A 25,381-nucleotide genomic window follows, 5' to 3' on the forward strand; every position below is an offset into this window, starting at 1 on the left:
AGGTAGTCACCCCAAAGTACTTCGGCGATATCCGCCATACCCATAGGGGCACCGGGATGGCCGCTGTTGGCTTTTTGCACGGCATCCATGCTGAGGGCACGAATGGCGTTGGCACGCTCACGACGGCGCGAGTTCACGATTTGTTCAGGCTGGTTCAAGCGACACCTCCGGCAAGTTTTTCCCGCAGTAACACTTCAAGCTTCAACTGATCTGCTTCAAAACCACGGATGCCTTCGGCCAACTTTTCAGTTGCCATGGCGTCCTCGTTCATTTGCCAGCGGAACTCGGCTTCGGTCAGTTGTTTTGGCAAGGCGCCGTCATGCCCGGCAGCATCAATCTGCATAGGCACCAACAGTCCTCCATTCCCCTCCAGCGTCTCCAACAGCGCAGGGCTGATGGTCAGACGGTCGCAACCGGCCAACGCCTGAATCTCACCGACATTGCGAAAGCTCGCGCCCATGACCACGGTCGGATACCGATACTGGCGAAAGTACCGCAGGATGCGTTGCACCGATTGCACGCCCGGCTCTTCCTCAGGCGTATACACAACACCAGGATCGGCCTTGCCGTACCAATCGAGAATGCGCCCCACGAAAGGCGAGATCAGGTAAGCCCCCGCTTCGGCGCAGGCCCGTGCCTGAATGAAATTGAAGATCAGCGTCAGGTTGCACTGGATCCCTTCAGCCTCCAGCACTTGCGCAGCGCGCACTCCTTCCCAGGTGGCGGCGAGTTTGATCAGGATGCGTTCGCGGCCGATGCCGGCCTGTTCGTACAGCTCAACCAGGCGGTACGCCTTGGCAATACTCGCCGGGCTATCAAAGGAGAGCCGGGCATTCACTTCAGTCGACACTCGCCCCGGCACGAGCTCGAGAATCTGTTGACCCATGGCAACCACCAGACGGTCGCAGGCTTCATCTATCGCGTCTTCGACGCTTGTCTCAAGGCCACGCACATCATCCAGAATCTGATCGACCAGAGCGTCGTACTTTCCGGACTGGACCGCCTTCAAAATCAGTGAAGGGTTGGTGGTCGCGTCCTGAGGCGCGAAACGGCGGATCGCGTCGAGATCGCCGGTATCGGCCACCACAACGCTGTGTTGTCTTAATTGTTCAAGCAGGTTGGACATTTTCTGGGCTCTTGTTGATTTGTATTTCAGTCCCTGGCGCTTAACCTGACCAGACGCGCGGCACGGTAAATCCCCGCCTTATTGACTCGGTAGCTCCCGGTTCGCCTTCTCAACCGCGGTAATCCGCTCGACCTTCGACCCGGAGCGTTCAGCTTCGAACTCCGACTCAAGAAAGATTTTGACGATGCTCTTGGCCAGTTCAGGGCCAATCACCCGTGCGCCGATCGACAGAATCTGTGCGTCGTTGCTTTTGCGCGCGCGCTCGGCGGAATAGGTGTCGTGGGCCTGCGCGGCACGCACGCCTTTGATCTTGTTCGCAGAAATCGCCATGCCGATGCCAGTCCCGCAAATCAACACGCCCAAGCGATGCTCGCCCGTGCTGACAGCCGTCGCCACCGCCTCCGCGATATCCGGGTAAAGCACCGGACTGGACGAGTAGCAGCCAAAGTCCTGAAGCCTGTAGCCCAACGATTCGATATGGAGCTTGAGCAGCTCCTTGAGCTCGTAGCCCGCCTCATCGCTACCGATGGCCACAGAAAACGCTGTGTTTGCATCCATAAGTTTTCCTCCATTGCCAGGCAAGAAGCGCTGACAACGATCAAATGATCACGCAATGAAATTATGCACAACCATTACCCTGCCACAAACCCATTCATGTCAAGCGGTATTTTGATCTAAAGCCGCATAAAACCAGCAAAACGCTAAAACAAAGCAAAAGAATGCTAACCGTCGTTGACAGAGCGCAGAGAATTGATTTAAACATATGATCACTGTCCGATCAGATGATCAGTCAGACCTAACAAGAAAATCAGCAAGAGGACACACCGATGGCTACGCCATTACTGCTCCAGGCTGAACATGTCGCCAAAGCCTATGCAGGGATCCCCGCCCTGCGTGACGGACGCCTCTCCCTCCGTGCCGGCAGCGTCCACGCCCTGTGCGGCGGCAATGGCGCAGGCAAATCGACGTTTCTCAGCATTCTCATGGGCATCACCCAGCGCGACGCCGGCAGCATTTTGCTCAACGGCAAACCGGTGCAGTTCGATCGCCCCAGTGACGCACTGGCTGCAGGAGTGGCGATGATCACTCAGGAGCTGGAACCCATCCCCTATATGACGGTTGCCGAGAACATCTGGCTGGGCCGCGAGCCCCGGCGTGCCGGCTGTATCGTCGACAGCAAGGAGCTGAACCGACGCACCCGCGAACTGCTGCAAAGCCTGGAATTCGACGTCGACGCCACCAGCCCGATGCACCGCCTGAGTGTGGCGCAAATCCAGCTGGTAGAGATCGCCAAAGCCTTCAGCCATGACTGTCAGGTGATGATCATGGACGAGCCGACTTCGGCCATCGGCGAGCGCGAAGCGGAAACGTTGTTCAAGGCCATCCGCCGCTTGACCGCTCGTGGTGCCGGGATCATTTATGTGTCCCACCGCCTCAGCGAGCTGGCACAAATTGCCGACGACTACAGCATCTTTCGCGACGGCGCTTTCGTCGAAAGCGGGCGCATGGCCGATATCGACCGCGCGCATCTGGTGCGTGGCATCGTCGGTCAGGAGTTGCAGCGCATCGATCACAAAGTCGGTCGCGAATGCGCCGCACACAACTGCCTGGACGTCAGCGGCCTGAGTCGCGACGGCGAGTTCCAGGACATCAGCCTGCAACTGCGCCAAGGCGAGATTCTCGGTATCTACGGCCTGATGGGCTCGGGCCGCAGCGAATTCCTCAATTGCCTCTATGGCCTCACCGAACCCGACGCCGGCAGCGTCACGCTCCAGGGCCAGCCCCTGCCGATCGGCGTACCGGCCGCGACGATCCGCGCCGGCATGTCACTGGTGACCGAGGACCGCAAGGACAGCGGCCTGGTGCTCAGCGGCAGCATCATGGCCAACATCGCCCTCAGCGCTTACAAGCAGTTGTCGAGCTGGTCAGTGATCAATGCCCGCAAGGAAAACGAGCTGGCGCAAAGCATGGTCAAGCGCCTGCAAATCAAGATCTCGTCCCTCGATCTGCCCGTGGAATCCATGAGTGGCGGCAACCAGCAGAAAGTCGTGCTCGCCAAGTGCCTGTCGACGCAGCCGATCTGCCTGCTCTGCGACGAGCCGACCCGTGGCATCGATGAAGGCGCCAAGCAGGAAATTTATCACCTGCTGGACGAGTTCGTACGTGCCGGCGGCGCGGCCATCGTGGTCTCGTCCGAAGCCCCGGAGCTGCTCCATCTGAGTGATCGCATTGCGGTTTTCAAAGGTGGCCGACTGGTCACCGTCAGCACCGATACCGCCCTCTCCCAGGAAGCCTTGTTGAGTCTCGCCTCATGAACACCAAAATTCTTGCCACACCTGCCCCTGCCCCCATCCCCCCCACCCACTCATCACGCGCCCGCCTGCGCTATGCCCTGGACCGCTTTGGCCTGCCACTGGTTTTCATCTTGCTGTGCCTGGTGATGGCCTTCACCAGCGAATACTTCATGACCTGGCGCAACTGGATGGACATCCTGCGCCAGACCTCGATCAACGGGATTCTTGCCGTCGGCATGACCTACGTGATTCTGACCAAGGGTATCGACCTGTCGGTAGGCTCGATCCTGGCCTTTGCCGGGTTGTGCAGCGCGTTGGTGGCGACCCAGGGTTATGGCTTGCTCGCAGCCGTCAGCGCCGGCATGTTCGCCGGGGCAATGCTCGGCGTGGTCAATGGCTTCATGGTCGCCAACCTGTCGATTCCGCCCTTCGTTGCTACCCTCGGCATGCTCAGCGTAGCCCGTGGCATGACCTTCATTCTCAACGACGGCAGCCCGGTCACCGACTTGCCCGAAAGCTACCTGGCGCTGGGCATCGGCAAGCTGGGCCCGATCGGCATTCCCATCCTTATCTTTGCCGTGGTCGCACTGATTTTCTGGATGGTTCTGCGTTACACCACCTATGGACGCTACGTGTACGCCGTGGGCGGCAACGAAAAAAGCGCCCGCACCTCCGGGATCGGCGTACGCAAAGTGACGTTCTCGGTCTACGTGATCTCGGGCCTGCTGGCCGGCCTCGCCGGTGTGGTGCTCGCGGCCCGCACCACCTCGGCCCTGCCCCAGGCCGGTGGTTCTTATGAACTGGACGCCATCGCCGCCGTAGTGATCGGCGGCACCAGCCTCTCCGGCGGCACCGGCAGCATCGTCGGCACCCTGTTCGGCGCCCTGTTGATCGGCGTGATCAACAACGGTTTGAACCTGCTCGGGGTGTCCTCGTATTACCAGCAAGTTGCCAAGGGTCTGATCATCGTGCTCGCGGTGCTCATCGATGTCTGGCGCAAGAAGAAACGCTAAGTCCTGCCACTGAACCGAACGACTAAAACAATAATGGAGTTCCCATGAAGCTTTCCACGAAAAGACTCGGCAAATCCCTCACGGCGTTGGCGGCTGTCTCCCTGCTCTCCAGCAGCATCGCCTTCGCCCAGGAAAAGACCTACAAGATCGGCGCCGCGGTGTACGGTCTCAAGGGCCAGTACATGCAAAACTGGGTTCGTGAAATAAAGGAACACCCGGCGGTCAAGGACGGCACCGTGAAACTGACCGTGTTCGACGGCAACTATGACGCCATGACCCAGAACAACCAGATCGAAACCATGGTCACCCAGCATTTCGACGCGATCATTTTCGTGCCGATCGATACCAAGGCCGGTGCCGCCACCGTGACCCAGGCCCAGATCAGCGGCGTCCCGGTAATCGCCTCCAACACCAAGGTCGCCGGCGCCAACGTTCCGTTCATTGGTAACGACGACGTCGAAGGTGGCCGTCTCCAGGCCCAGGCCATGGTTGACAAGCTCCAGGGCAAAGGCAACGTGGCGATCATCCAGGGCCCGATTGGCCAGTCGGCGCAGATCGACCGGCAAAAAGGCGAGATGGAAGTCCTGCTGAAAAACCCGCAAATCAAGATCATCGAAATGAAGACAGCCAACTGGTCTCGCGCCGAAGCCCTGACGCTGACCGAAGACTGGCTGAACGCTCACCCCAACGGTGGCATCGCCGGCATTATCGCGCAAAACGACGACATGGCCCTCGGTGCCTTGCAGGCGGTGAAGTCCCGTGGCCTGTCGCCAGACGATGTACCGGTGACCGCCATCGACGGCATGCCCGACGCTATCCAGGCCGCCAAAAAAGGTGAAATCACCACCTTCCTGCAAGACGCTCAGGCTCAATCCCAAGGCGCTCTCGATATGGCCCTGCGAACGCTGGTAGGCAAAGACTACAAACCGCAGTCGGCGATCTGGGAACGCTATGCCAATGATGTGAAATGGGGCGAAGGTATCGATAAGGCGTACATCCTGCCGTGGGTGCCGGTCACCGGTAACAACGCCGATGATTTGTACACGCAAGTCACCGGAACCAAGTAAGCGTTTGCTTAACCTGAAAACCCGGGCCGGATCCGGCCCGTATGGAGTATATGCAATGTCCAATTTCTGGAATCAGGCGTTCGACCTCAACGGCCGCGGCGCCGTGATCACCGGCGGCGCTGCCGGTATTGGTCTGGCCTGCGCCAGCCTGCTGGTGGAGCGCGGCGCCAGGGTCGCCCTGCTGGATCGCGACCCGGCAGTGGTCGAAGTGGCTGCCAGCCTCGGCGCCGGGCATGTGGGCCTGGCCGTCGACCTGCGTCAACTCGATCAGGTAAACGCCGCGATTGACCGGGCCGCCGAACAGCTCGGCCGTCTTGATTTCCTGGTCAACAGCGCGGGTGTCGCCTTGCTGGACAAGGCGCTGGATGTCAGCGAAAGCGCCTGGGACACCACGTTGGACATCAACCTCAAGGCCAGTTTTTTCGTGGCCCAGGCCTGTGCCCGACACATGATCAAGCAAAACAGCGGACGCATCGTCAACCTCGCCTCCCAGGCGGCCGTGATTGGTCTGGACCGGCACGTGGCTTATTGCGCAAGCAAGGCCGCCGTGGTCGGCATGACCAAGGTCCTGGCCATGGAATGGGCGCCACACGGCATCAACGTCAACGCCGTCTCACCGACCATTGTTGAAACCGCTCTGGGCAAGAAAGCCTGGGCCGGCGAACTGGGCGAACGGGCCAAACTGCAGATCCCGATCGGACGTTTCGCCCAACCCGAAGAAATCGCCGGCCTGGTCCTTTACCTGCTCAGCGACGCGGCCAAGATGATCACCGGCGAAAACGTGGTGATCGACGGCGGCTACAGCATTCAGTGATCGGCCTTAACCTTACAAGAACAAGGAAATACTCCATGAATCGAGTCATAAACGATCCGGACCAGGTGGTTGAGGACAGGCTCAAGGGCATCCTCGTGGCTCCCCCGGAACTGGTCCGGTGCGAGGCCAATCCGCGGGTCATCCGCAAGAGTAAACCTTCGCCTGCCGGTCAGGTGGGGATTGTCACCGGCGGCGGCTCCGGCCATGAGCCGGCGTTCCTCGGTTATGTCGGTCCCGGCCTGGGCGATGCCGGGGCGGTCGGGGAAATTTTCTCCTCGCCCCCTGCCAAAAGCTTCTTTGATGCGTTCCGCGCCGCCGATCAGGGCGCAGGCGTTGCCTGCCTGTATGGCAACTACGCTGGCGACAACATGAACATCAAGTTGGCAAAAAAAATGGCCGCCAGTAAAGAAATGAACGTCCGCACCGTTGTGGCCAACGACGATGTGGCTTCCGCGCCCCTGGAAGATATTGCCAAGCGTCGCGGTGTCGCCGGTGAGATCTTCATGTGGAAAGTCGGCGGCGCGGCAGCCGCCCAAGGCTACGATCTGGACGGCGTGATTCGCGTGGCACAAAAAGCCGTCGACCAGTGCCGCTCCATCGGCGCCGGCCTGACCCCGTGCATCATTCCGGCGGTAGGCAAGCCGAACTTTCAGATTGCCGATGGCATGATGGAACTGGGTATCGGCCACCAGGGCGAGCCGGGGATCGAAGTGATCCCGGTCGAATCCGCCGCAGTCATGGCTGAACGCATGATCGCGCCGATTCTCGCCGACCGCGATTTCAGCCAGGATGAAAGCGTTGTGGTGCTGGTCTCTGGTCTGGGCGCCACACCGGTAATGGAGCTGTACATTTTCTACGCGGAAGTTGAGCGCCTGCTCACCGCCAAAGGTCTGCGCGTTCATCGTTGCTACGTCGGCAATTACTTCACGTCGCTGGAAATGATGGGCGTCACCCTGACCCTGCTCGGGCTCGACGCTGAACTGACAACCTTGATCGATCAACCGTGCCGCTCCATCGGCATGTCCCAGTCGGAGTGAACCATGAGCCAGCATTTCTCGAGTAGCACTGGTAGCGCCATCGTGGCCAACCTGGTCTCGATCATCGTCGCCAACCGCGAATACCTCAGCGAAGTGGACGGCGCCATTGGCGACGGCGACCACGGCATCAACATGGCCAAGGGCTTCGCACGTTGTGGCAAAAGCCTCGAAGGTCGCCAGCTATCCCTGGCCGAAGCGCTTGACGAGCTGACCCTGGCGCTCATGGAAGGCATCGGCGGCTCAATGGGGCCACTGTACGGCAGCCTGTTCATCGGCATGGCCGACGAAGTGCGCGGGCGCGAAGAAATCGATGCGGCACGTTTCGCCAGACTGTTGCGCGGCGGCCTCACATCGCTGCAAGACATCACCGATGCGGGCGTCGGCGACAAGTGCCTGATGGATACGCTGATTCCTTCAGTGGAAGCCTTTGAACAGGCCGAGGCCAACGGCGCGTCATTCAGCGAGGCCTTGGGGCAGATGAAAATCGCGGCCTCCCAAGGTCGGGATTCCACCCGGGACCTGGTCGCGAAAATCGGTCGGGCCAGCCGCCTGGGTGAGCGTTCGCTAGGCGTGCTGGATGCTGGTGCGGTGTCTTGCTGCTTGATCCTGACCAATCTTGCCGAGTCGGTTGAAGCACAACTGCAAAGCTAATTGCTGTAAGCCTCCTTTGTAGGAGCGAGCTTGCTCGCTCCTACAAAGCGTTTAGTGCTATTTACGGGTGGCATCGTCCAGCGCGAGTATCGTGTAGGCATTCGACACCGTCGTCGCCAGCGTATTGATCACGCCCGAACGCAAGGCGCCCAGCGTCGCCGCCGCCTTGGTGTTTTCACTGGCAATCGCCACCACATTGGGAATGCGCACCAGTTCCTGCACCGTCAAACCGATCACCCGCCCCTGCAGGGTATTCACGGCCGGCCGGCCATGAATGTCGATAAAGTCGTATCCCATCATATCGCCGACGGTCCCGGACAGGCGTGCCTGGGCAATTTCCTGAGGCGAGAACCACCCCATGCGCACCATATTGCTGTCCTCACTCATGTCGCCGATACCAATCATTGCAATGTCGGCGCGACGGGCACGGTCGAGAGTCGAACGCACGGTGTCGTTATTGATCAGGTTGCTGCGCAACTCCGGGTTCGCCACCAGGGCTGGCGCATAAAGCGTTTCGCTTTCCGCACCAAAGCGTAACGCCAGGCGACGGCAAATATGGTCGGGGTTCATGTACTCGCCTGCCTTCAGCGAACCGCCGATGGCACAGACAAAGGTGCAATTGCGCGTGACCGGCAGGAACACGTTTTCGGCCACGGCCCCCACATTGCGGCCCATGCCGACGGCGATGATCATGCCATCGCTCAACGTCTTGTTCAGGTAGTTGGCCACCAGGCTGGCAACCGCCGAGCGCTGGGTATCGGGGTCACCATGGTCGACGGCGATCAACGCCCGATCCAGCTGGAAGCGCTCGACCAATGCCTGTTCCAGCTCAATGTTCATCGCAGGATGCTGCAGTACACGTACCTCGACCACGCCTTCATCACGGGCACGCTTGAGCAGCCGGCTGACCTTCACCCGGGACAAGTCAAAGCGCTTGGCGATCGCCTCCTGAGTGATGTTGTCGAGGTAATAAAGCATGGCCACTTCAGTCATCAGATCGATGTCGCTGGCTGCACGCTGTGCACTGTCAGTCATGTGAGCTTCCATTTTCGCAACAAAAAACCATTCTCCCTACTCAGCACCGGCCAAGTCCAGCGGCGAATAGCGAATTCAGCTCGGCGCAATACGCTTCGCCAGATCGAAAATCTCCAGCCACACTTTTTTTCGCAGCACGACGGGCAAGCGTTATCTACGCGCACGGGGTTTCCGGGCTTTGGGCTCCGGTAACCAATCGCAGGTTTATCAGCGCGACCCGCCGCCCGTCCGGCGCCAACCGCTCTTCAACCCCATACGGTACAAACCCGAGCTGCGGATACAGCAGCACCCCCGCCGTATTCTCGTTGAAGCATGACAGCTGCACCTCGCGAGCCCGATGGCGTTCAAACGCCAGCCCTACCATCGTCTGTACCAAATACTTCGCGATACCTTGCCCCCGAGCCTGGGGCGACACGATCACGTTGCCGATCGCGCAGATGCCATTGCGCTCAAACGTATAAAAGTTGGCGAAGCCCATGACAGAACCGTCCCCCTCAACCACCGTTGAGTCGGAACGTTGCGCAATCGATGCCTGCAGTTGGTCTTCCGTCAGCGGGTATTGCGCCTTCGGGAACATAAAAAAAAGCTCTTGGGAACTCTGAGGAAAGGCGCAAATTGTCGGAACATCTTCAGCGCTGACGGGACGGTAGGTCAGGTGCATGGTTTGGATCCATCCAGGTATCGGGGGTGACAGATTACTTTTTGCGGAGGATGGAGAGAAGCGTTCGCTGTTCAGGTCCAGCTGTGCGACCAGCGGCGGTGAGGGCTGACAAATACGCTTGGTCCAAAGCGCAAACCGTCTAGCGCAGTAGTGTCCGCGACGCGATCAAGTTCGGTTCAACAACACCGCAGCGCCCTACAAACATCTACTTACAAAACAGTCATTCATAAAACCCGATCATGTACTAGCGAGTGTTACGTTACGACGCTCAATCGGGCCATGAGATGTTCTGTTTTAATTATGCGCATCACCTTTCCCGGTCTTCCTGTCCTCGGTGCTTACCTTGCCCTTGCTTGCCTCTTTGCGGGCGCATGGTTCACCCACCCCGCCCCCAAGCATGCTTCCTTTGCCCTGATGAGCCCGGCAATGGCGGTGGCTGACAAGGTCGCCAAACCCATTTATACCAGCCGCTTTGCCTCGTCCGGGCTGGTGGACTTCGTGCATTCCTCGGCGGTCACCGCCTTGCCTGACGGTAGCCTGATGGCGGTCTGGTTCGCCGGGACTCGCGAAGGTGCAGCCGATGTGCAGGTACGTTCCGCCCGCTTCAATGTGAGCACCGGCGAGTGGGGCGCGGAACAGGTCATGGCGACCCGTGATTCAACCCAGCAAGGCACTCGAAAATACATACGCAAACTCGGCAACCCGGTGGTCGCGCTCGCGCCGGACAATCGCCTGTGGTTGTTCTACGTGTCTGTGTCGATGGGCGGATGGGCCGGCAGCGCCGTCAATGTGATGGTTTCAGACGACTTTGGCGGGCATTGGTCCGAGCCGCGCCAATTGATCACGTCACCCTTTCTGAACATCAGCACCCTGGTCCGCTCGGCACCGGTGTTTCATGTCGACGGCTCCATCGGTTTGCCGGTCTACCACGAGTTCCTGGGCAAGTTTGCCGAGTACCTGTACTTGAGCGCTGACGGCGAGGTAATCGACAAATACCGCATCAGCCACGGCAATAACTCATTGCAACCGGCGGTAGTGCCGCTGGATGGCCAGCGTGGCATCGCCTTGTTGCGCTATGCCGGCAACACTCATCACCGTGTCTTGGCGAGCCGCACGGAAGATGCCGGGCAAACCTGGAGCGAACCTTATCCGCTCGATCCGTCGAACCCGAATTCCTCACTGGCAGCCGTCGCGACGCCCGAACATGGGTTGCTGGTAGCGCTAAACGACCTGCAAGAGGGGCGCTTCAAGCTGAGCCTGTACGGCACCGACGCGAAAATGGACGATTGGCGCTCGTTGCGCGACCTGGACAAATCACCGGATCCGCAAGGCGCGCCGTTTTCACCGCTCGCCTACAAGGAAATCATCGGCAGAGAGTTCCGCGGTTCCAGTGGCAAGCTTCGCGAACCGCTGGAGGCGCAGTTCCTCGACAACCTCGACAAGCGTGTCTGCAAAAGCCAAGGCTGTGAGTTCGAATATGAATACCCGTACTTCATCCGCAGCCCCGACGGGATGTATCACCTGGTTTATTCCTGGAACAACACCTTCATCAAACACGTCACCTTCAATGATGCGTGGCTGTCCGAGCGTCTCAAATGATTAGTCTGTGGCAAGCCCATGCCAGCTTCGCGATGATGATCTTCCTGGTGCTGCCGTCCTTTGGCCTGAACAGGGCCTGGCGCATCGCGTTGCTGATCGCACTGTTGGCTGCCAGCTTCATACCGCTGGACGGGTTGTCGTTGGCCGCGTACTTGCGCAGCCACATTGATGACCTGGCGATCACCTCGTTGGTGTTCATGGTGTGGGGCTGCTTGCGTCGACTGGATATCTTGCCGCCTGCGCAGCACGGTCAAACCAGCGTACTGATCCTCTTCGCCGCGATGGCCCTGGTGCTGTACCCGGCAACCCTGGGCCTGAGTGATCTGGACCCTTACCGGTTGGGTTTCAGCCCACGCCCCCTGTTGATTTTCATCGCTCTGCTCACGCTAGGCCTGTTTTACCTGCGCAACGGCCTGGCCGTCGCAATGTTGGCCGGCGCGACGCTGGCCTTCATCGCCGGGATAAAACCTTCACACAACTATTGGGATTACCTGGTTGATCCGCTGCTGGGCCTGTATTGCTGCCTGGCACTGCTGATGCTGGCGACGCGCTGGCTGTATCGCAAGCTCATCACGCTGTGCGGTCCCATGCGAAAAAATTCCGTTTGAGATTTATCGACATTTTTAACAGGGGAACATGGATGGGTTGGCTGAAATCGAGACGTTTGCATTACTGGCTGGGCGCAACAGCGATCTTGTTTGTGCTGTTTGCACTGCTGCGGGTGGTGTTCTTTTTCGGCTTCTCCGGGTTCGACGCCAAAGCCCTGAGCGACGAAAAGGCTGTCCTGGAAACCCTGGGCATCGGCTTTCGTTTCGACTTGCGTCTTGCCATTCTGGTGATGCTGCCGTTGGCGTTGCTGGCCTGGATTCCGCGCTGGAACCTGATCGGCAGCCGCCTGCTTCGCCTCGTCGCCCGGGTGTATCTGGTCGCTATCCTCAGCGCTCTGCTGCTGATCTACATCATCGATTTTGGCCATTACGCTTACCTGGGCGTAAGGATTAACGCCACGGTGTTGCGTTTCATCGAGGATGCGCAAATATCCCGTGACATGGTCTGGCAAACCTACCCGGTTATCTGGATTTCACTGGGTTGGCTGGCCACGGTCGCTTTCGTGACACTGGCCCTGGTGCGCCTGGAACGCGTCACGCTGGACCGTCCGCGCAAGCCCATTCACAAGCTCTCCGCGACATGGGGTGGTGCGGTGATGGTCGTGCTGGTGCTGCTGGGCATTTTGGGCCGTGTCGAGAACATGAACCTGGAAAACCCGGTCCCGTTGCGCTGGAGCGATGCATTCTTCTCGGGCAATAACCAGGTCGCTGCGTTGGGCCTGAACCCGGTGATCTTCCTCTACGACACGGTCAAGGTCGGCCAGTCGCGTTATGACGAAGCTCAGGTACGCGAGCATTACGCAGCCATGGCCAAGTATCTGGGCGTCGACCAGCCCGACCCGCAAACCCTGAACTTCGTCCGCCATCAGGCACCACAACCTTACAAAGTACCGGGCTCACGGCCACCGAACGTGATGTTCATCATGCTCGAATCGCTGGGCACCAGTGCCGTCGGCGCCTATGGCAACCCGATCAACCCGACACCAAATATCGATCGCCTGGCCACGCAGAGCTGGTTCTTCGAGCACTTTTACGTGCCGGTGACCGGGACCGCAAAAACCGTCTGGGCCAGCATCAGCGGAGTACCGGACGTCACGCGCCAGGAAACCGCGACGCGCAATCCGCTGATCACCCAGCAGAACACGCTGATCAATGCCTTCACCGGTTACGAGAAGATCTACACCATCGGCGGCAACTCCGGCTGGGCCAACATGAATGCCTTGATTCGGCAAAGCATCGACGGCGTCCGCTTGTTCGAAGAGCGTGACTGGAAATCCCCGGTGGTGGACGTCTGGGGGATCTCGGATCTGGACCTGTTCAAGGAAACCGACCAGATCCTGCAAGCACTGCCCAAGGACAAACCGTTCTTCGCCTACGTGCAAACGGCCGGCAACCACCGCCCCTTCACGATTCCCAAGAGCAATGACGGGTTCGAGGTCAAGCACCCGACCCTGGAAGAAGTCCAGGCCGCGGGCTCACGCAGTGTCGAGCAGTACAACGCCGTGCGTTTGCTCGACTTCAACATCGGCCGCCTGATGGAAATCGCCAAGGCCGGTGGCTGGTACGAAAACACCATTTTCGTGATGTTTGGCGACCACAACACCCGCATCGCCCAGATCCCTTTCCTGGCTCCGGCCTACGAGCAACTGGGCCTGGAAAGCAACGCGGTGCCGATGCTGATTCATGCACCCGGTTTGCTCGGGACGCGTAAGGTCAAGGAAGCGGTCGGCCTGGTGGACTTGCTGCCAACCGTGGCTGGCATGGCCGGTCTTGAGTTCCGCAACAGCGGCATGGGCCGTGATATCCAGCAGCCAGCGCCCGAGGGTGAGCGCGTGGTGCCGTTGGTCTTGCGTGAAGGCACGTTCCCGCTGATTGCCGGCGTGACCCAACACTATATGGTGCAAATGGAGCATGACGGCAGCTCGCCGAGCCTGCATGACCTGGCCTCCCAAACCCCGCTGGACAACGTCGCCCAGCAAAACCCTGAAGAATTCAAACGCCTGGTGGAACTGACCCGCGCCATGCATGAAACCTCACGGTTGATGCTGTACCAGAACGTGCGCAAGTGAAGGTTTTCCCGCGTCTACACTGCTAATAGACGCGGGATTCCCCGTGACGCCTTAAAAGACTCTGCCTATCACGATCTAATACTCCACCTATTAGCTGACTTCCCAACTGGGGTCTAACCTTACTGAGCGCTGGCACCATAAGCCGGCCGGCAAGAGCTGATAAGGAGATAGGAATGGGTCAGAAGCCTGACTAAACCTGCCGTGGGCCACCGTGCAGGCAACTCGATTGCCGCTGTTCAGAATTCCCCTGTCATCAAAACAATCAGTTGATCAAAGTGCTGGCCCTGCAGCCTGAGTCATTGGTTTCGCCCGTTGCTGTTTAACGCCCAACACTGGGCCGAATAGCCGGATGAACACGACCAAAGGTAGCTCACAGATGGCAAACGAATCGAAATGCCCGTTCAATCACGCCGCTGGCGGTGGCACGACGAACCGCGACTGGTGGCCGAACCAACTGAATCTGAAGATCCTGCACCAGCACTCGTCCCTGTCCGATCCCCTGGGCGAGAACTTCAACTATGCCCAAGCGTTCAAGAGCCTGGACTTTGCAGCGGTCAAACAAGACCTGAACGCGCTGATGACCGATTCACAGGATTGGTGGCCGGCGGACTTCGGCCACTACGGGCCCCTCTTCATTCGCATGGCCTGGCACGCCGCCGGCACGTACCGCACCGGTGACGGGCGTGGCGGTGCCGGCTCCGGTCAACAACGCTTCGCACCACTCAATAGCTGGCCGGACAACGTCAGCCTCGACAAGGCGCGCCGGCTGCTCTGGCCGATCAAGCAAAAGTACGGTCGAAACATTTCCTGGGCTGACCTGATCGTCCTCACCGGCAACGTCGCGCTGGAGTCCATGGGCTTCAAGACCTTTGGTTTTTCTGGCGGTCGTCCAGACGTCTGGGAACCGGATGAAGACGTTTACTGGGGCTCTGAAAACAAATGGCTGGGCGGCGACACGCGCTACGGCAAAGACAATGAACCCATGCAAGAGCCCGGCGAAGGCCCACTGGTTGCCGAACCCGGGGAAAACGAAGAGAGCCGTACCGAACAGGGACGCAACCTCGAAAACCCGCTCGCTGCCGTGCAAATGGGCTTGATCTACGTGAACCCTGAAGGCCCCGAAGGCAACCCGGACCCCGTCGCTTCGGCCAAGGACATCCGTGAAACGTTCGGTCGCATGGCGATGAATGACGAAGAAACCGTGGCACTGATCGCCGGCGGACACGCCTTCGGCAAGACCCACGGCGCCGGCCCCGCCGACAATGTCGGTGCCGAGCCTGAAGCGGCCGGCCTCGAACAACAGGGCTTTGGCTGGAAGAACAGCTTCGGCACCGGCAAAGGCCCGGACACCATTACCAGCGGCCTGGAAGTGACCTGGACCACCACGCCCACCCGATGGAGTAACAACTACCTGGAAAACCTGTTCGGTTTCGAGTGGGAACTGAGCAAAAGCCCGGCCGGTGCGAACCAATGGGTAGCGAAAAACGGCGCAGGGGCCGGCACCATTCCAGATGCACACGACCCGTCCAAGCGGCGCAATCCGACCATGCTGACCTCGGACCTGGCCCTGCGATTCGACCCGATCTACGAGCCGATTGCGCGACGCTTCCTGACCAATCCCGATCAATTGGCCGACGCCTTCGCCCGCGCCTGGTTCAAGCTGATCCACCGCGACATGGGGCCACTCTCGCGCTACCTCGGCCCGGAAATGCCGGCCGAAGAACTGCTGTGGCAAGACCCGATCCCGGCGGTCGACCATGAACTGGTCAACGACAGTGACGTCGCGGCACTCAAGAGCAAACTCCTCGCCTCGGGCCTGAGCGTTTCGCAGCTGGTATCGACTGCCTGGGCGGCAGCCTCCACCTTCCGTGGCTCCGACAAACGCGGCGGCGCCAACGGTGGTCGTCTGCGTCTGGCTCCGCAAAAATTCTGGCAGGCCAACCAGCCCGAGCAGCTGGCGAGCGTACTGGGCAAACTTGAAAGCATCCAGAATGAGTTCAACAGCGGCGGCAAGAAAATCTCGCTGGCCGACCTGATCGTGCTGGCCGGTAACGCCGGCGTCGAACAGGCCGCGAAAAACGCCGGGCACAGCGTGACGGTGCCCTTCACGCCGGGCCGGATGGATGCCTCGCAAGAGCAAACGGACGTGGAATCGTTCGGTTTCCTTGAGCCCATTGCCGATGGCTTCCGCAACTATCTCAAAAGCAGATACCGCGTACCGTCCGAGCAGCTGTTGATCGACAAGGCGCAACTGCTGACACTCACCGCACCTGAAATGACCGCGCTCATTGGCGGCCTGCGCGTGCTCGACACCAACGTCGGGCAAACCAGGCACGGCGTCTTCACCAAGCAACCGGGGGCGTTGACCAACGACTTCTTCAACAACCTGCTCGACATGGGCGTGGAGTGGAAACCGGTCTCGGAGGCTAACGAGGAGTTTGAGGGGCGTGATCGTAAAACGGGTGAAGTGAAGTGGACAGGCACGCGTGTCGACCTTGTCTTTGGCTCGAACGCGCAGCTGCGAGCGTTGGCCGAGGTCTATGCCAGCAGCGACGCCAAAGAGCAATTCGTCAAAGACTTTGTGGCGGCGTGGACCAAAGTCATGAACCTGGATCGTTTTGATCTGAAGTAACGCAAGCGTACTGCCGAAAGCCCGCAACGCCTCCCTGAGTGGAGGCGTTGTGCTGTGTGCTGATTGGCGGAACGACTAAACGGGAGAGATCGTGGCGAGGGCGCCAATCAAAATGGTCAACACCAGAAATCCACCGAGGAAAATCGCCATCTTGCCCATTGAGGCCTCCTACATAATGAGTTTGCGGTGCAGCAGTTCCGATGAACGCTGACCGTGCCGTCATTGTGAGCCGAGGGCTGTGTGCATTACAGATGCAGAAAGCGAAGAAAAAACCGGATCAGATACCAACCCCTGTAAGGGCTGCCACAGGCTGCGATCTTTTGACCTTAAAAACAAAAAAGCCCCGTCCCATCCAGATGGGACAGAGCCTTTTACCGCACTGAACGCTGCTTACAGGTCAGTGATTTCCTTATGACGCGGCACCAGCGTCTTCATCACGCTCCACGCCACCAGATAGGCCAGCGCACAGATGGCAAACATGATCATGTAGCCGGTGTGAATATCGTTGATGGACTTGTAGTAGTCGAACACCCAGCCGCCGATCTTGGTCATCACGACACCGCCCAAGCCCCCGGCCATGCCGCCGATACCGACCACCGAAGCGACGGTCTTTTTCGGGAACATGTCGGACACGGTGGTGAAGATATTGCACGACCACGCCTGGTGCGCCGACGCGCCCACACCGATCAGCAGTACCGGCACCCAGAAACTGATGTAACCGAATGGCTGCGCCAGCAGCACCAGCAGTGGGAAGCACGCAATCACCAGCATGGCTTTCATGCGACCGTCATACGGCTTGTCGCCGCGCGCCATGAAATAGCTCGGGAACCAGCCGCCGCCAATACTGCCCACCATGGTCATGCTGTACAACACGGCCAGCGGCAACACGATGGCTTGGCCCTTCATGCCATATTGCGCGGACAGATAGGTTGGCAGCCAGAACAGGAAGAACCACCACACACCGTCGGTCATGAACTTGCCGAAGGCAAAGGCCCAGGTCTGGCGGTAGGTCAGCAACTTGAACCACGAGACTTTTTTGACGACTTCGCCCGCCACCGGCGCGGTGACCACTTCGACCGTATCATCGCTGCGGATGTAGGCCAGTTCCTGCGCCGACAAGCGTTTTTGCTGTTCCGGCTTCTCGTACAAGGCAATCCAGACGGCCACCCAAACGAAGCCCAACATCCCGATGACGATAAACGCCGCTTCCCATCCCCACAGGCCGGCAATCAGCGGCACGCAGATCGGTGCCAGGACCGCGCCAACGTTCGCGCCAGAGTTAAAGATACCGGTGGCGAAAGAGCGTTCCTTCTTCGGAAAGTATTCGGCAGTGGCCTTGATCGCAATCGGGAAGTTACCCGCTTCGCCGATCGCCAACACAGCGCGCGACAGCATGAAGCCGGCAATCGAAACCGGGATGGCCGCAAGGCCAAACGCGCTGGTCACGGCAGCGATGCCCTCGCCCATCGGCACCGAAAACGCGTGCATCATCGCGCCAGTCGACCAAATGCCGATCGCCACGATATAGGCTGTCTTGGTGCCGATCTTATCGACGAAACGGCCGGCGAACAGCATGGAAATCGCGTACACAAACTGGAAAACCGAAGCGATGTTGGCGTAATCGGTATTACTCCAGCCAAATTGCGTCGACAGATCCGGCGCCAACAAACTCAGTACCTGACGGTCCAGGTAGTTGACGGTGGTGGCAAAAAACAACAGCGCACAGATCGTCCAGCGATATTTGCCAACGGCCTGGCCTATGCGTTGCGGATTGATGGGCTCGTTCAGATTCATAGCATCACTTTATTATTGGATTATGGTGATGATCTCTCGGTTTCAAGCGAGATCAATTGTGTCGTAGAACATCGCCAATACGCGAGAGTTCGCGTCAAGGCAGGTCAGATTTCCACCGTGTTACCCGATCGACTAAATGACGTCCCCCCGCTACCGGTTGCATGACGCATTAGCGCAACTCTCAGTGACCGGGGTTGGATTTGTAGCTAGTGCTTCAGGCGTTTGGCGGATGAGCGAGCAGGCAAGATCGAGCCATGGGAAGCGGCATTCGAGGAGGTAAGTACGCGGGTTGTTTTCATGATGGGGGCCGACACTCGTTTTTATTTTTAGGGTTGAACAGCTGACTTATCGTCTGTCGTCGTACAACTGTCGCTTTTATATCGACTTCGGTACTGGGCTGTCAATCTGAAAAATGGCCGTTCGTCTTGATAAAGACTGCTGGATTAAGTTCCAGTTTCGTACAGAATGCGCTGGTTGTGGGGGTGGTAGCCCTTGATTTGTGGGGTGTAGACGGCCATGCGTGGGGTTTTGATCGGCATCCTACGTTGTACGATGACCAATATCATGTGCTTCGCTTTGGCGAAATCAGGCTTGATTCTTGATTGGGGGCTTTGACGTGGCGCGGATCAACGTTGATAGAGGCGCCGATGGAGGTAGCTTCAGGTTGACTGAGAGGCTCAGGGCGTGAGGGGGCGGTGCGTCAAAATCAAAAGCTGAAAGCGAGCTAACGCTCGGCCTGATGAGTGGTGAAAAGCGCACGTCAACCCATTTCCTGTAGGAGCTGGCTTGCCAGCGAAGGTCGTTAACGATGACGCGTTTCAACACGATAAACGTGGCGCATTTGAATCCTTCGCTGGCAAGCCAGCTCCTACAGGGGATTGGGGGACGACACGGTCAATGTAGGAGCTGCCGAAGGCTGCGATCTTTTGATCTTGCCGTCGCTGTAGCTGCAGATTTGAGACCTGATGCTGACTGAATGCGGAGCCCTCAAAACCCACCCACAAAAAAGCCCACTGACCGTCACCGATCCAGTGGGCTTTGCGATTTCGCTTCTACTTACAAAGCCATATCACTAGCAGCATTAGCCTTCGGCGCTTTCGCCTTGTCAGCATCAGCCGGAGCAGCAGCCGGAGCTACCACCTGACCAATCGCCGGCGGCGGAGTCAGTTGCAGCACCTTGGCGGTGTAAGCCCACTCCTCGGCAACCTTCTCAGGGCTACCGTTCAACTGAGTGCCATAGCTCGGCACGATCTGATGCAGCTTCTCCTGCCAGGCTGGCGAAGCAACCTTGTCCTTGAACACTTTCTGCAGCACGGTCAGCATGATCGGCGCAGCGGTCGATGCACCTGGCGATGCGCCCAGCAGGCCGGCGATGGTGCCGTCTTGCGAAGCAACAATTTCAGTACCCAGTTTCAGCACGCCACCGGCAGCTTCATCACGCTTGATGATTTGCACACGTTGGCCGGCTTGCCACAGGCGCCAGTCTTCGGCTTTGGCGTTCGGGAAGTATTCTTTCAGGGCGTTGAGGCGGTCTTCGTCAGACAGCATCAGTTGGCCAGCAAGGTACTCGACCAGCGGGTATTCCTTGATGCCGACTTTAGTCATCGGCCAGACGTTGTGCGTGGTGGTGGTGGTCAGCAGGTCCAGGTACGAGCCTTCTTTGAGGAACTTGGTGCTGAAGGTCGCGAATGGGCCAAACAGGATGACGCGCTTGCCGTCCAGCACACGGGTGTCCAGGTGCGGAACCGACATCGGCGGTGCGCCAACGGAAGCTTTGCCGTAGGCCTTGGCCAGGTGTTGTTCGGTGATGGCCGGGTTTTCGGTGACGAGGAACGAGCCGCCTACCGGGAAGCCTGCGTATTCCTGGGCTTCAGGAATGCCGGACTTCTGCAGCAAGTGCAGTGCACCGCCGCCGGCGCCGATGAAGACGAACTTGGCGTCGGTTTCGGATTTAGTGCCGTCTTTCAGGTTTTTGTAGCTGACGCGCCAGCTGCCGTCTTTGTTCTTGGTGATGTCTTGCACTTCGCTAGACAGTTTCAAGTCGAACTTCGGCGTGGTCTGCAGGTGCGCAACGAACTGGCGGGTGATTTCGCCAAAGTTGACGTCGGTGCCGATCGGGGTCCAGGTGGCCGCGATTTTCTGGTTCGGGTCGCGCCCTTCCATCATCAGCGGAACCCACTTCTTGATCACAGCCGGGTCTTCGGAGTACTGCATGCCGGCGAACAGCGGGCTCGCTTGCAGGGCTTCGTAGCGCTTCTTCAGGAACTTGATGTTGTCGTCGCCCCACACAAAGCTCATGTGCGGCGTGGAGTTGATGAACGAACGCGGGTTTTTCAGCACGCCTTGCTGAACCTGCCAGGCCCAGAACTGACGGGAGATCTGGAACGCTTCGTTGATTTCAACGGCCTTCGGGATCGAGACTTTGCCGTTCTCGTCTTCCGGGGTGTAGTTCAACTCGGCCAGGGCGGAGTGACCGGTGCCGGCGTTGTTCCAGCCGTTGGAGCTTTCCAGGGCGACGCCGTCGAGGCGCTCGACCATTTCCATCGACATGCCCGGTTCCAGCTCATTGAGCCAGACACCGAGGGTCGCGCTCATGATGCCGCCGCCGATGAGCAGTACATCGACTTTCTTTGCCTCTTCCGCTTGCGCGGACGTGATCCCCATCGACAAAGCCAGCCCCAGCAGGGCTGTGTTCATTTTTTTAAACATCTGTTGCACCTATGATAAAACGCCATCCGCCCTTCCATCCGCAGTCACAAGGCCCCTGGTTCACGGCACGCAGGCAGCCTGTCGTGGGTTCCCGTGCATAAGGATTGGAGGGTGGGCACACAAGGCCGACTTACTGCATCGACCTCAGTTTATATGTCCCTACTGAACTGACTTTTTATCTTTATTGGCCTCAGCTACTTGAGCGACAGTGATTCTGTTGGCGCGTCGCAAGGACACGCAAACTGAATAGGTCAAACCAAGTTAATGCGAAGAATATCACGACACGGCAAACCCGCGCGTCTGTTCCCGACTTGTCAGTCTGCGCACGGTATTGCCAGCCACACGATTCTGTAGGAGTCCGGCTTGCCGGCGAAGGGCTCGAATGCGCAGGGTTTATCCTGTTAGAACGCGTCATCGTTGACGACCTTCGCTGGCAAGCCAGCTCCTACAGTTGATCGAGTTGTTTGGGCGAACGCGGTCGAAGGTAGGAGCTGGCTTGCCAGCGAAGCACTCAAAAGCGCCACGTTTATCCTGTTGAAAACCGTCATCGTTGACGACCTTCGCTGGCAAGCCAGCTCCTACGCAGGTTGATTGAATACATCGGCAGGTCGATTTCGCTGGCAAGCCAGGATCGTACGGAGGGCGACTATACTCAGTCGTGAATTTTCGGGCGAATCTGTGGGGAACGGTCATGAGCGACAAAGTTGATCTGCGCAAGTATTCCTCTCAAGTGGTCGATGGCGTGGAACGCGCGCCCGGACGCTCGATGCTGCGCGCCGTGGGTTTCACCGACGAGGACTTCAAGAAGCCGCAGATCGGCATCGCTTCCACGTGGGCGATGGTCACGCCGTGCAACATGCATATCGACAAGTTGGCCATTGAAGCCGAAAAAGGCGCGAACGCCGCCGGCGCCAAGGGCGTCATTTTCAATACCATTACCATTTCCGACGGCATCGCCAACGGCACGGAAGGCATGAAGTATTCGCTGGTGTCGCGCGAGGTGATCGCCGATTCCATTGAGGTGGTGGCCGGTTGCGAAGGCTTTGACGGGCTGGTGACGGTGGGCGGTTGCGACAAGAACATGCCGGGATGCCTAATCGGCATGGCGCGGCTGAATCGCCCGTCGATCTTCGTCTATGGCGGCACCATTCGGCCCGGCGCCGGGCACACCGACATCATTTCGGTATTTGAAGCCGTGGGCCAGCATGCGCGTGGGGACATCAACGAGATCCAGGTCAAGCAGATCGAGGAAGTGGCGATTCCCGGCCCCGGTTCCTGTGGCGGCATGTACACGGCCAACACCATGGCCTCCGCCATTGAAGCGTTGGGCATGAGCCTGCCCGGTTCCAGCTCTCAGGATGCCGTCGGCAGCGACAAGGCGTCGGACAGTTTCCGCGCCGGCCAGCAGGTCATGGAACTGCTCAAGCTCGACATCAAGCCGCGGGACATCATGACCCGCAAAGCCTTTGAAAATGCCATTCGAGTGGTGATCGCCCTCGCCGGCTCGACCAACGCCGTGCTGCATCTGTTGGCCATGGCGCATGCCGTGGACGTCGAGTTGACGCTGGATGACTTCGTCGAGCTGGGCAAGGTCTCGCCGGTGGTGGCTGACCTGCGCCCCAGCGGTAAATACATGATGAGTGAGCTGGTGGCCATCGGCGGTATCCAGCCGCTGATGAAGCGCATGCTGGCAGCCGGCATGCTGCACGGCGATGTACTGACGGTCACCGGCAAAACCCTGGCGGAAAATCTGCAAAACGTGCCCGACTACCCCGAAGGTCAGGACGTGATTCTGCCTTTCGACCACCCCGTCAAAAAGGACTCCCACCTGGTGGTGCTGCGCGGCAACCTCTCACCCACCGGTGCCGTGGCCAAGATCACCGGCAAGGAAGGCCTGCGCTTTGAAGGCACCGCCCGTGTCTATCACGGCGAAGAAGGTGCGCTGACCGGTATTCTAAATGGCGAAGTCAAGGCCGGGGATGTGATCGTGATCCGCTACGAAGGCCCCAAGGGTGGTCCCGGCATGCGCGAGATGCTTTCGCCGACATCGGCGGTCATGGGCAAGGGATTGGGCAAGGAAGTCGCACTGATTACCGACGGCCGTTTTTCCGGCGGCTCTCACGGTTTTGTCGTCGGCCATATCACGCCGGAAGCCTTTGAGGGCGGGCCGATTGCGTTGATCGAAGACGGCGACAAAATTACCATCGACGCCGAAACCCGGCAGATAACCGTCGATGTTTCCGACGCCGAATTGGCCGAGCGCAAGACTCGCTGGGTACGCCCGCAATCCAAGTACAAACGCGGAGTGCTGGCCAAGTACGCGAAGACCGTGTCCAGCGCCTCAGAGGGCGCGGTCACGGATAAATACCTTTGACCCGTCGTTCTCCGTTGAATGTTCAGGCCCCTTCGCGGGCAAGCCCGCTCCCACAGGTTTCACGTCGGTCACAACATTAAGGTCCGACATGTACCCCGTGGGAGCGGGCTTGCCCGCGAAGAGGCCTTGAAAAACACCGAAAATCTAACGACCGTACACCCACCTCACAACCGAAACCGATCCACCGACTGCGAAAGCTGCCCCGCCAGCGTCGACAAGTCATCGGTCGTCGAAGCCGTCCGGCCAATCACCTTGCTGTTGTCTTCCGACATACCGGCAATCATTTCCACCTGATGGGCGATTTCGTTGCTGGCCAGGCTCTGCTCACCGATGGTGCGGGTGATGTCGTTGACCAGTTGCGTAGTGTTCAGCGTGGCTTCGAGGATTTCACGGATCGCGCGTTCGACATCAGCGGTCACAGCCATGCCTTTGTCGACCTGCGCAACGCCCGCCTCCATGCTGGTCACTGCCTCGCGAGTGCTTTGCTGGATGCGTGCGACCATGGTGGCAATTTCCTGGGTCGAGGCACTGGTGCGTCCGGCCAGGCTGCGGACTTCGTCGGCGACCACGGCGAACCCACGGCCCTGCTCACCGGCGCGCGCGGCTTCAATGGCGGCGTTCAGCGCCAGCAGGTTGGTTTGATCGGCGATGCCCTTGATCACCTGAATGATGCTGAAAATGCCTTCGGATTCCTTGTCCAGTGTGCGGATCACTTGCGCCGACTGCTGCGCCGAACGCGCAATGCCGTCCATGTCGCTGACCACCTGATGGATCACTCGCCCGCCGTCCTTGGCGAGTGCCTCGGCCTGGTTGGCCATGTTCAATGCGCGCTCGGCATGCCGGGTGATTTCCTCGATGCTCGCGGTCATTTCGCTGGCAGCGGCCGCCATGGTGCTCGCCGCCGCGCTTTGTTGCTGGCTGCTGCCGGCGACCTCGTGGCAGCCATCGCTCAGTTGCGAGCTCATGCCGCTGACGCCATGGGCGTTGCTGCGCACGACCTCGATCATGCCGCGCAGGTCGCGTTGCATAGTCGCGAGGCTGCGAATCAACGCGCTGGCTTCATCCTGGCTGGTGGGTTCGACAATCGGCTCGCTCAGGTTGCCATGGGCGATGCTGTCGGCGATGCGGCTGGCAGTGCGCAACGGTCCCAGAATACTCAAAATCACCCAGCGGCCCTGAACCAGCAGCAATAACAGGCTGGCGATCAGCACAGCGCCGAGGGCGACGTTGGCGTTGTGAATGGCTTGCGCAGTACCGGCACTGGTCTGTTGAGTGGTGGTTTCGATCAGCTCGCTGAGCGCCGCCATCTGCTCTTCCAACTGGCTGAATACCGCACTGAAGGCGCCCAGGTCTTTTTGCGCCGCATCGGGATTTTCCAGCGCCAGGCTGACGATTCGTTCAGCCGCACTGATGTAGGTGTCGAGGCTGGGCTTGACTTTGTTCAGGCCCGCTTTAATCGTGTCGTTAACCGGCAGCTTGAGGTTTTCACCGAGCACTTCACGAAAATGCGCCGCGTGCTCATCGATGGAACTGCGCACCTCGGCTTTGGTGCTGGTGCTTTTGCCCAACCCGACCAGCATCGCCGACAGTACGTCGGCGCGTAATGCGTCGTGCATCATGTCGGCTTCAAGGTGATTGCGCAGCGCGGTCATGCTGACCTGGTTGTCATTCACCGCTTCAGCCATCTGGGTGTTACCCAGATAACTGACCAGGCTCATGATCAAGGCAGTGAGCAAGCCGGTGCCCATCAGCAACAGTAGACGTAATTTTATGGACACGGTGGCACCTCTCTCGGCACGTTGTCAGCGGGCTGGCGCCAACTGCAGATTGCTTTTCTGTAGAGGTTATCGACCGGTCCAGCCGGTTATTTAAGCCTGGCGCCACGCATTCCGTTATTT

The 25,381-nt window shown here is 59.1% G+C and carries 18 protein-coding genes and 2 pseudogenes; 11 read left to right on the plus strand and 9 right to left on the minus strand.

All coding sequences use genetic code 11. The features are described 5' to 3' along the window. The 3 genes and pseudogenes from AEQ67_RS33540 to rpiB all read right to left on the minus strand — a co-directional run. Positions 1–137, minus strand: a pseudogene (locus AEQ67_RS33540) (transketolase); the annotation flags it as partial. A 17-nt stretch (positions 138–154) separates the two neighbouring features. Further along, positions 155–1,126 carry a transaldolase gene (gene tal / locus AEQ67_RS03900; protein ID WP_059402577.1) on the minus strand — a complete coding sequence of 324 codons (972 nt, stop codon included), beginning with the start codon at positions 1,124–1,126 and terminating at the stop codon, positions 155–157. A gap of 78 nt (positions 1,127–1,204) precedes the next feature. Further along, positions 1,205–1,684, minus strand: coding sequence for a ribose 5-phosphate isomerase B (rpiB, locus tag AEQ67_RS03905; protein ID WP_059402578.1), 480 nt, complete (start codon positions 1,682–1,684; stop codon positions 1,205–1,207). 269 nt (positions 1,685–1,953) lie between these two features. Between rpiB and AEQ67_RS03910 the strand changes: the two genes are divergently transcribed. The 6 genes from AEQ67_RS03910 to dhaL are packed head-to-tail and all read left to right on the plus strand — an operon-like array spanning position 1,954 to position 8,002. Beyond that, complete coding sequence (locus tag AEQ67_RS03910; protein ID WP_059402579.1) at positions 1,954–3,441, plus strand: sugar ABC transporter ATP-binding protein; 1,488 nt, start codon at positions 1,954–1,956, stop codon at positions 3,439–3,441. Beyond that, positions 3,438–4,433, plus strand: coding sequence for an ABC transporter permease (locus tag AEQ67_RS03915; protein ID WP_059402580.1), 996 nt, complete (start codon positions 3,438–3,440; stop codon positions 4,431–4,433). The genes AEQ67_RS03910 and AEQ67_RS03915 overlap by 4 nt, the downstream gene beginning before the upstream one ends. Before the next feature lie 44 nt (positions 4,434–4,477). Further along, complete coding sequence (locus tag AEQ67_RS03920) at positions 4,478–5,500, plus strand: substrate-binding domain-containing protein (protein WP_059402581.1); 1,023 nt, start codon at positions 4,478–4,480, stop codon at positions 5,498–5,500. Between the two features lie 55 nt (positions 5,501–5,555). Further along, on the plus strand, positions 5,556–6,314 hold the full coding sequence (locus tag AEQ67_RS03925; RefSeq protein WP_059402582.1) for an SDR family oxidoreductase: 759 nt from the start codon (positions 5,556–5,558) through the stop codon (positions 6,312–6,314). A gap of 35 nt (positions 6,315–6,349) precedes the next feature. Continuing rightward, positions 6,350–7,351, plus strand: coding sequence for a dihydroxyacetone kinase subunit DhaK (locus AEQ67_RS03930; RefSeq protein ID WP_059402583.1), 1,002 nt, complete (start codon positions 6,350–6,352; stop codon positions 7,349–7,351). A gap of 3 nt (positions 7,352–7,354) precedes the next feature. After that, positions 7,355–8,002 (plus strand): dihydroxyacetone kinase subunit DhaL, encoded by a 648-nt coding sequence (gene dhaL / locus AEQ67_RS03935; RefSeq protein WP_059402584.1) that lies wholly within the window; start codon positions 7,355–7,357, stop codon positions 8,000–8,002. A gap of 57 nt (positions 8,003–8,059) precedes the next feature. On the opposite strand, the gene AEQ67_RS03940 is transcribed toward dhaL, so the two are convergent. After that, entirely contained in the window at positions 8,060–9,037 is a 978-nt protein-coding gene (locus AEQ67_RS03940) for a sugar-binding transcriptional regulator (RefSeq protein ID WP_059402585.1), read from the minus strand. A 154-nt stretch (positions 9,038–9,191) separates the two neighbouring features. Further along, complete coding sequence (locus AEQ67_RS03945) at positions 9,192–9,698, minus strand: GNAT family N-acetyltransferase (RefSeq protein WP_059402586.1); 507 nt, start codon at positions 9,696–9,698, stop codon at positions 9,192–9,194. A gap of 300 nt (positions 9,699–9,998) precedes the next feature. Here AEQ67_RS03945 and AEQ67_RS03950 point away from each other — a divergent pair, with 300 nt between their 5' ends. The 4 genes from AEQ67_RS03950 to katG all read left to right on the plus strand — a co-directional run bounded on the left by AEQ67_RS03950 (position 9,999) and on the right by katG (position 16,606). Continuing rightward, entirely contained in the window at positions 9,999–11,297 is a 1,299-nt protein-coding gene (locus AEQ67_RS03950) for a sialidase family protein (RefSeq protein ID WP_059402587.1), read from the plus strand. Then, positions 11,294–11,905, plus strand: a complete 612-nt coding sequence (locus tag AEQ67_RS03955; RefSeq protein WP_059402588.1) for a hypothetical protein — start codon at positions 11,294–11,296, stop codon at positions 11,903–11,905. Before AEQ67_RS03950 ends, AEQ67_RS03955 begins: the two co-directional genes overlap by 4 nt. Positions 11,906–11,937: 32 nt before the next feature. Continuing rightward, positions 11,938–13,974 (plus strand): LTA synthase family protein, encoded by a 2,037-nt coding sequence (locus AEQ67_RS03960; protein WP_059402589.1) that lies wholly within the window; start codon positions 11,938–11,940, stop codon positions 13,972–13,974. A 376-nt stretch (positions 13,975–14,350) separates the two neighbouring features. Then, on the plus strand, positions 14,351–16,606 hold the full coding sequence (gene katG / locus AEQ67_RS03965) for a catalase/peroxidase HPI (RefSeq protein ID WP_059402590.1): 2,256 nt from the start codon (positions 14,351–14,353) through the stop codon (positions 16,604–16,606). A 390-nt stretch (positions 16,607–16,996) separates the two neighbouring features. Here katG and AEQ67_RS03970 read toward each other — a convergent pair whose 3' ends face one another. Further along, positions 16,997–18,400, minus strand: a complete 1,404-nt coding sequence (locus AEQ67_RS03970) for an MFS transporter (protein ID WP_059402591.1) — start codon at positions 18,398–18,400, stop codon at positions 16,997–16,999. A 1,056-nt stretch (positions 18,401–19,456) separates the two neighbouring features. Next, the gene (gene mqo, locus AEQ67_RS03975; protein ID WP_059402592.1) at positions 19,457–21,109 is read right to left on the minus strand and encodes a malate dehydrogenase (quinone); all 1,653 of its coding nucleotides are present in this window, start codon (positions 21,107–21,109) and stop codon (positions 19,457–19,459) included. Between the two features lie 691 nt (positions 21,110–21,800). Between mqo and ilvD the strand changes: the two genes are divergently transcribed. After that, positions 21,801–23,483: a dihydroxy-acid dehydratase gene (ilvD, locus tag AEQ67_RS03980; RefSeq protein ID WP_059402593.1), complete on the plus strand. Its 1,683-nt coding sequence runs from the start codon at positions 21,801–21,803 to the stop codon at positions 23,481–23,483. A 164-nt stretch (positions 23,484–23,647) separates the two neighbouring features. On the opposite strand, the gene AEQ67_RS36635 is transcribed toward ilvD, so the two are convergent. Both AEQ67_RS36635 and AEQ67_RS36640 read right to left on the minus strand, forming a co-directional pair. Beyond that, entirely contained in the window at positions 23,648–24,511 is an 864-nt protein-coding gene (locus AEQ67_RS36635; protein WP_442965628.1) for a methyl-accepting chemotaxis protein, read from the minus strand. Next, positions 24,506–25,261: pseudogene (locus AEQ67_RS36640) on the minus strand (MCP four helix bundle domain-containing protein); the annotation flags it as partial. The pseudogene AEQ67_RS36640 and the gene AEQ67_RS36635, both read right to left, overlap by 6 nt. Positions 25,262–25,381 lie beyond the last annotated feature (120 nt).

The sequence above is a fragment of the Pseudomonas sp. RIT-PI-q genome (genome assembly GCF_001297125.1).
In the GTDB taxonomy this organism is placed as follows: Bacteria; Pseudomonadota; Gammaproteobacteria; order Pseudomonadales; family Pseudomonadaceae; genus Aquipseudomonas.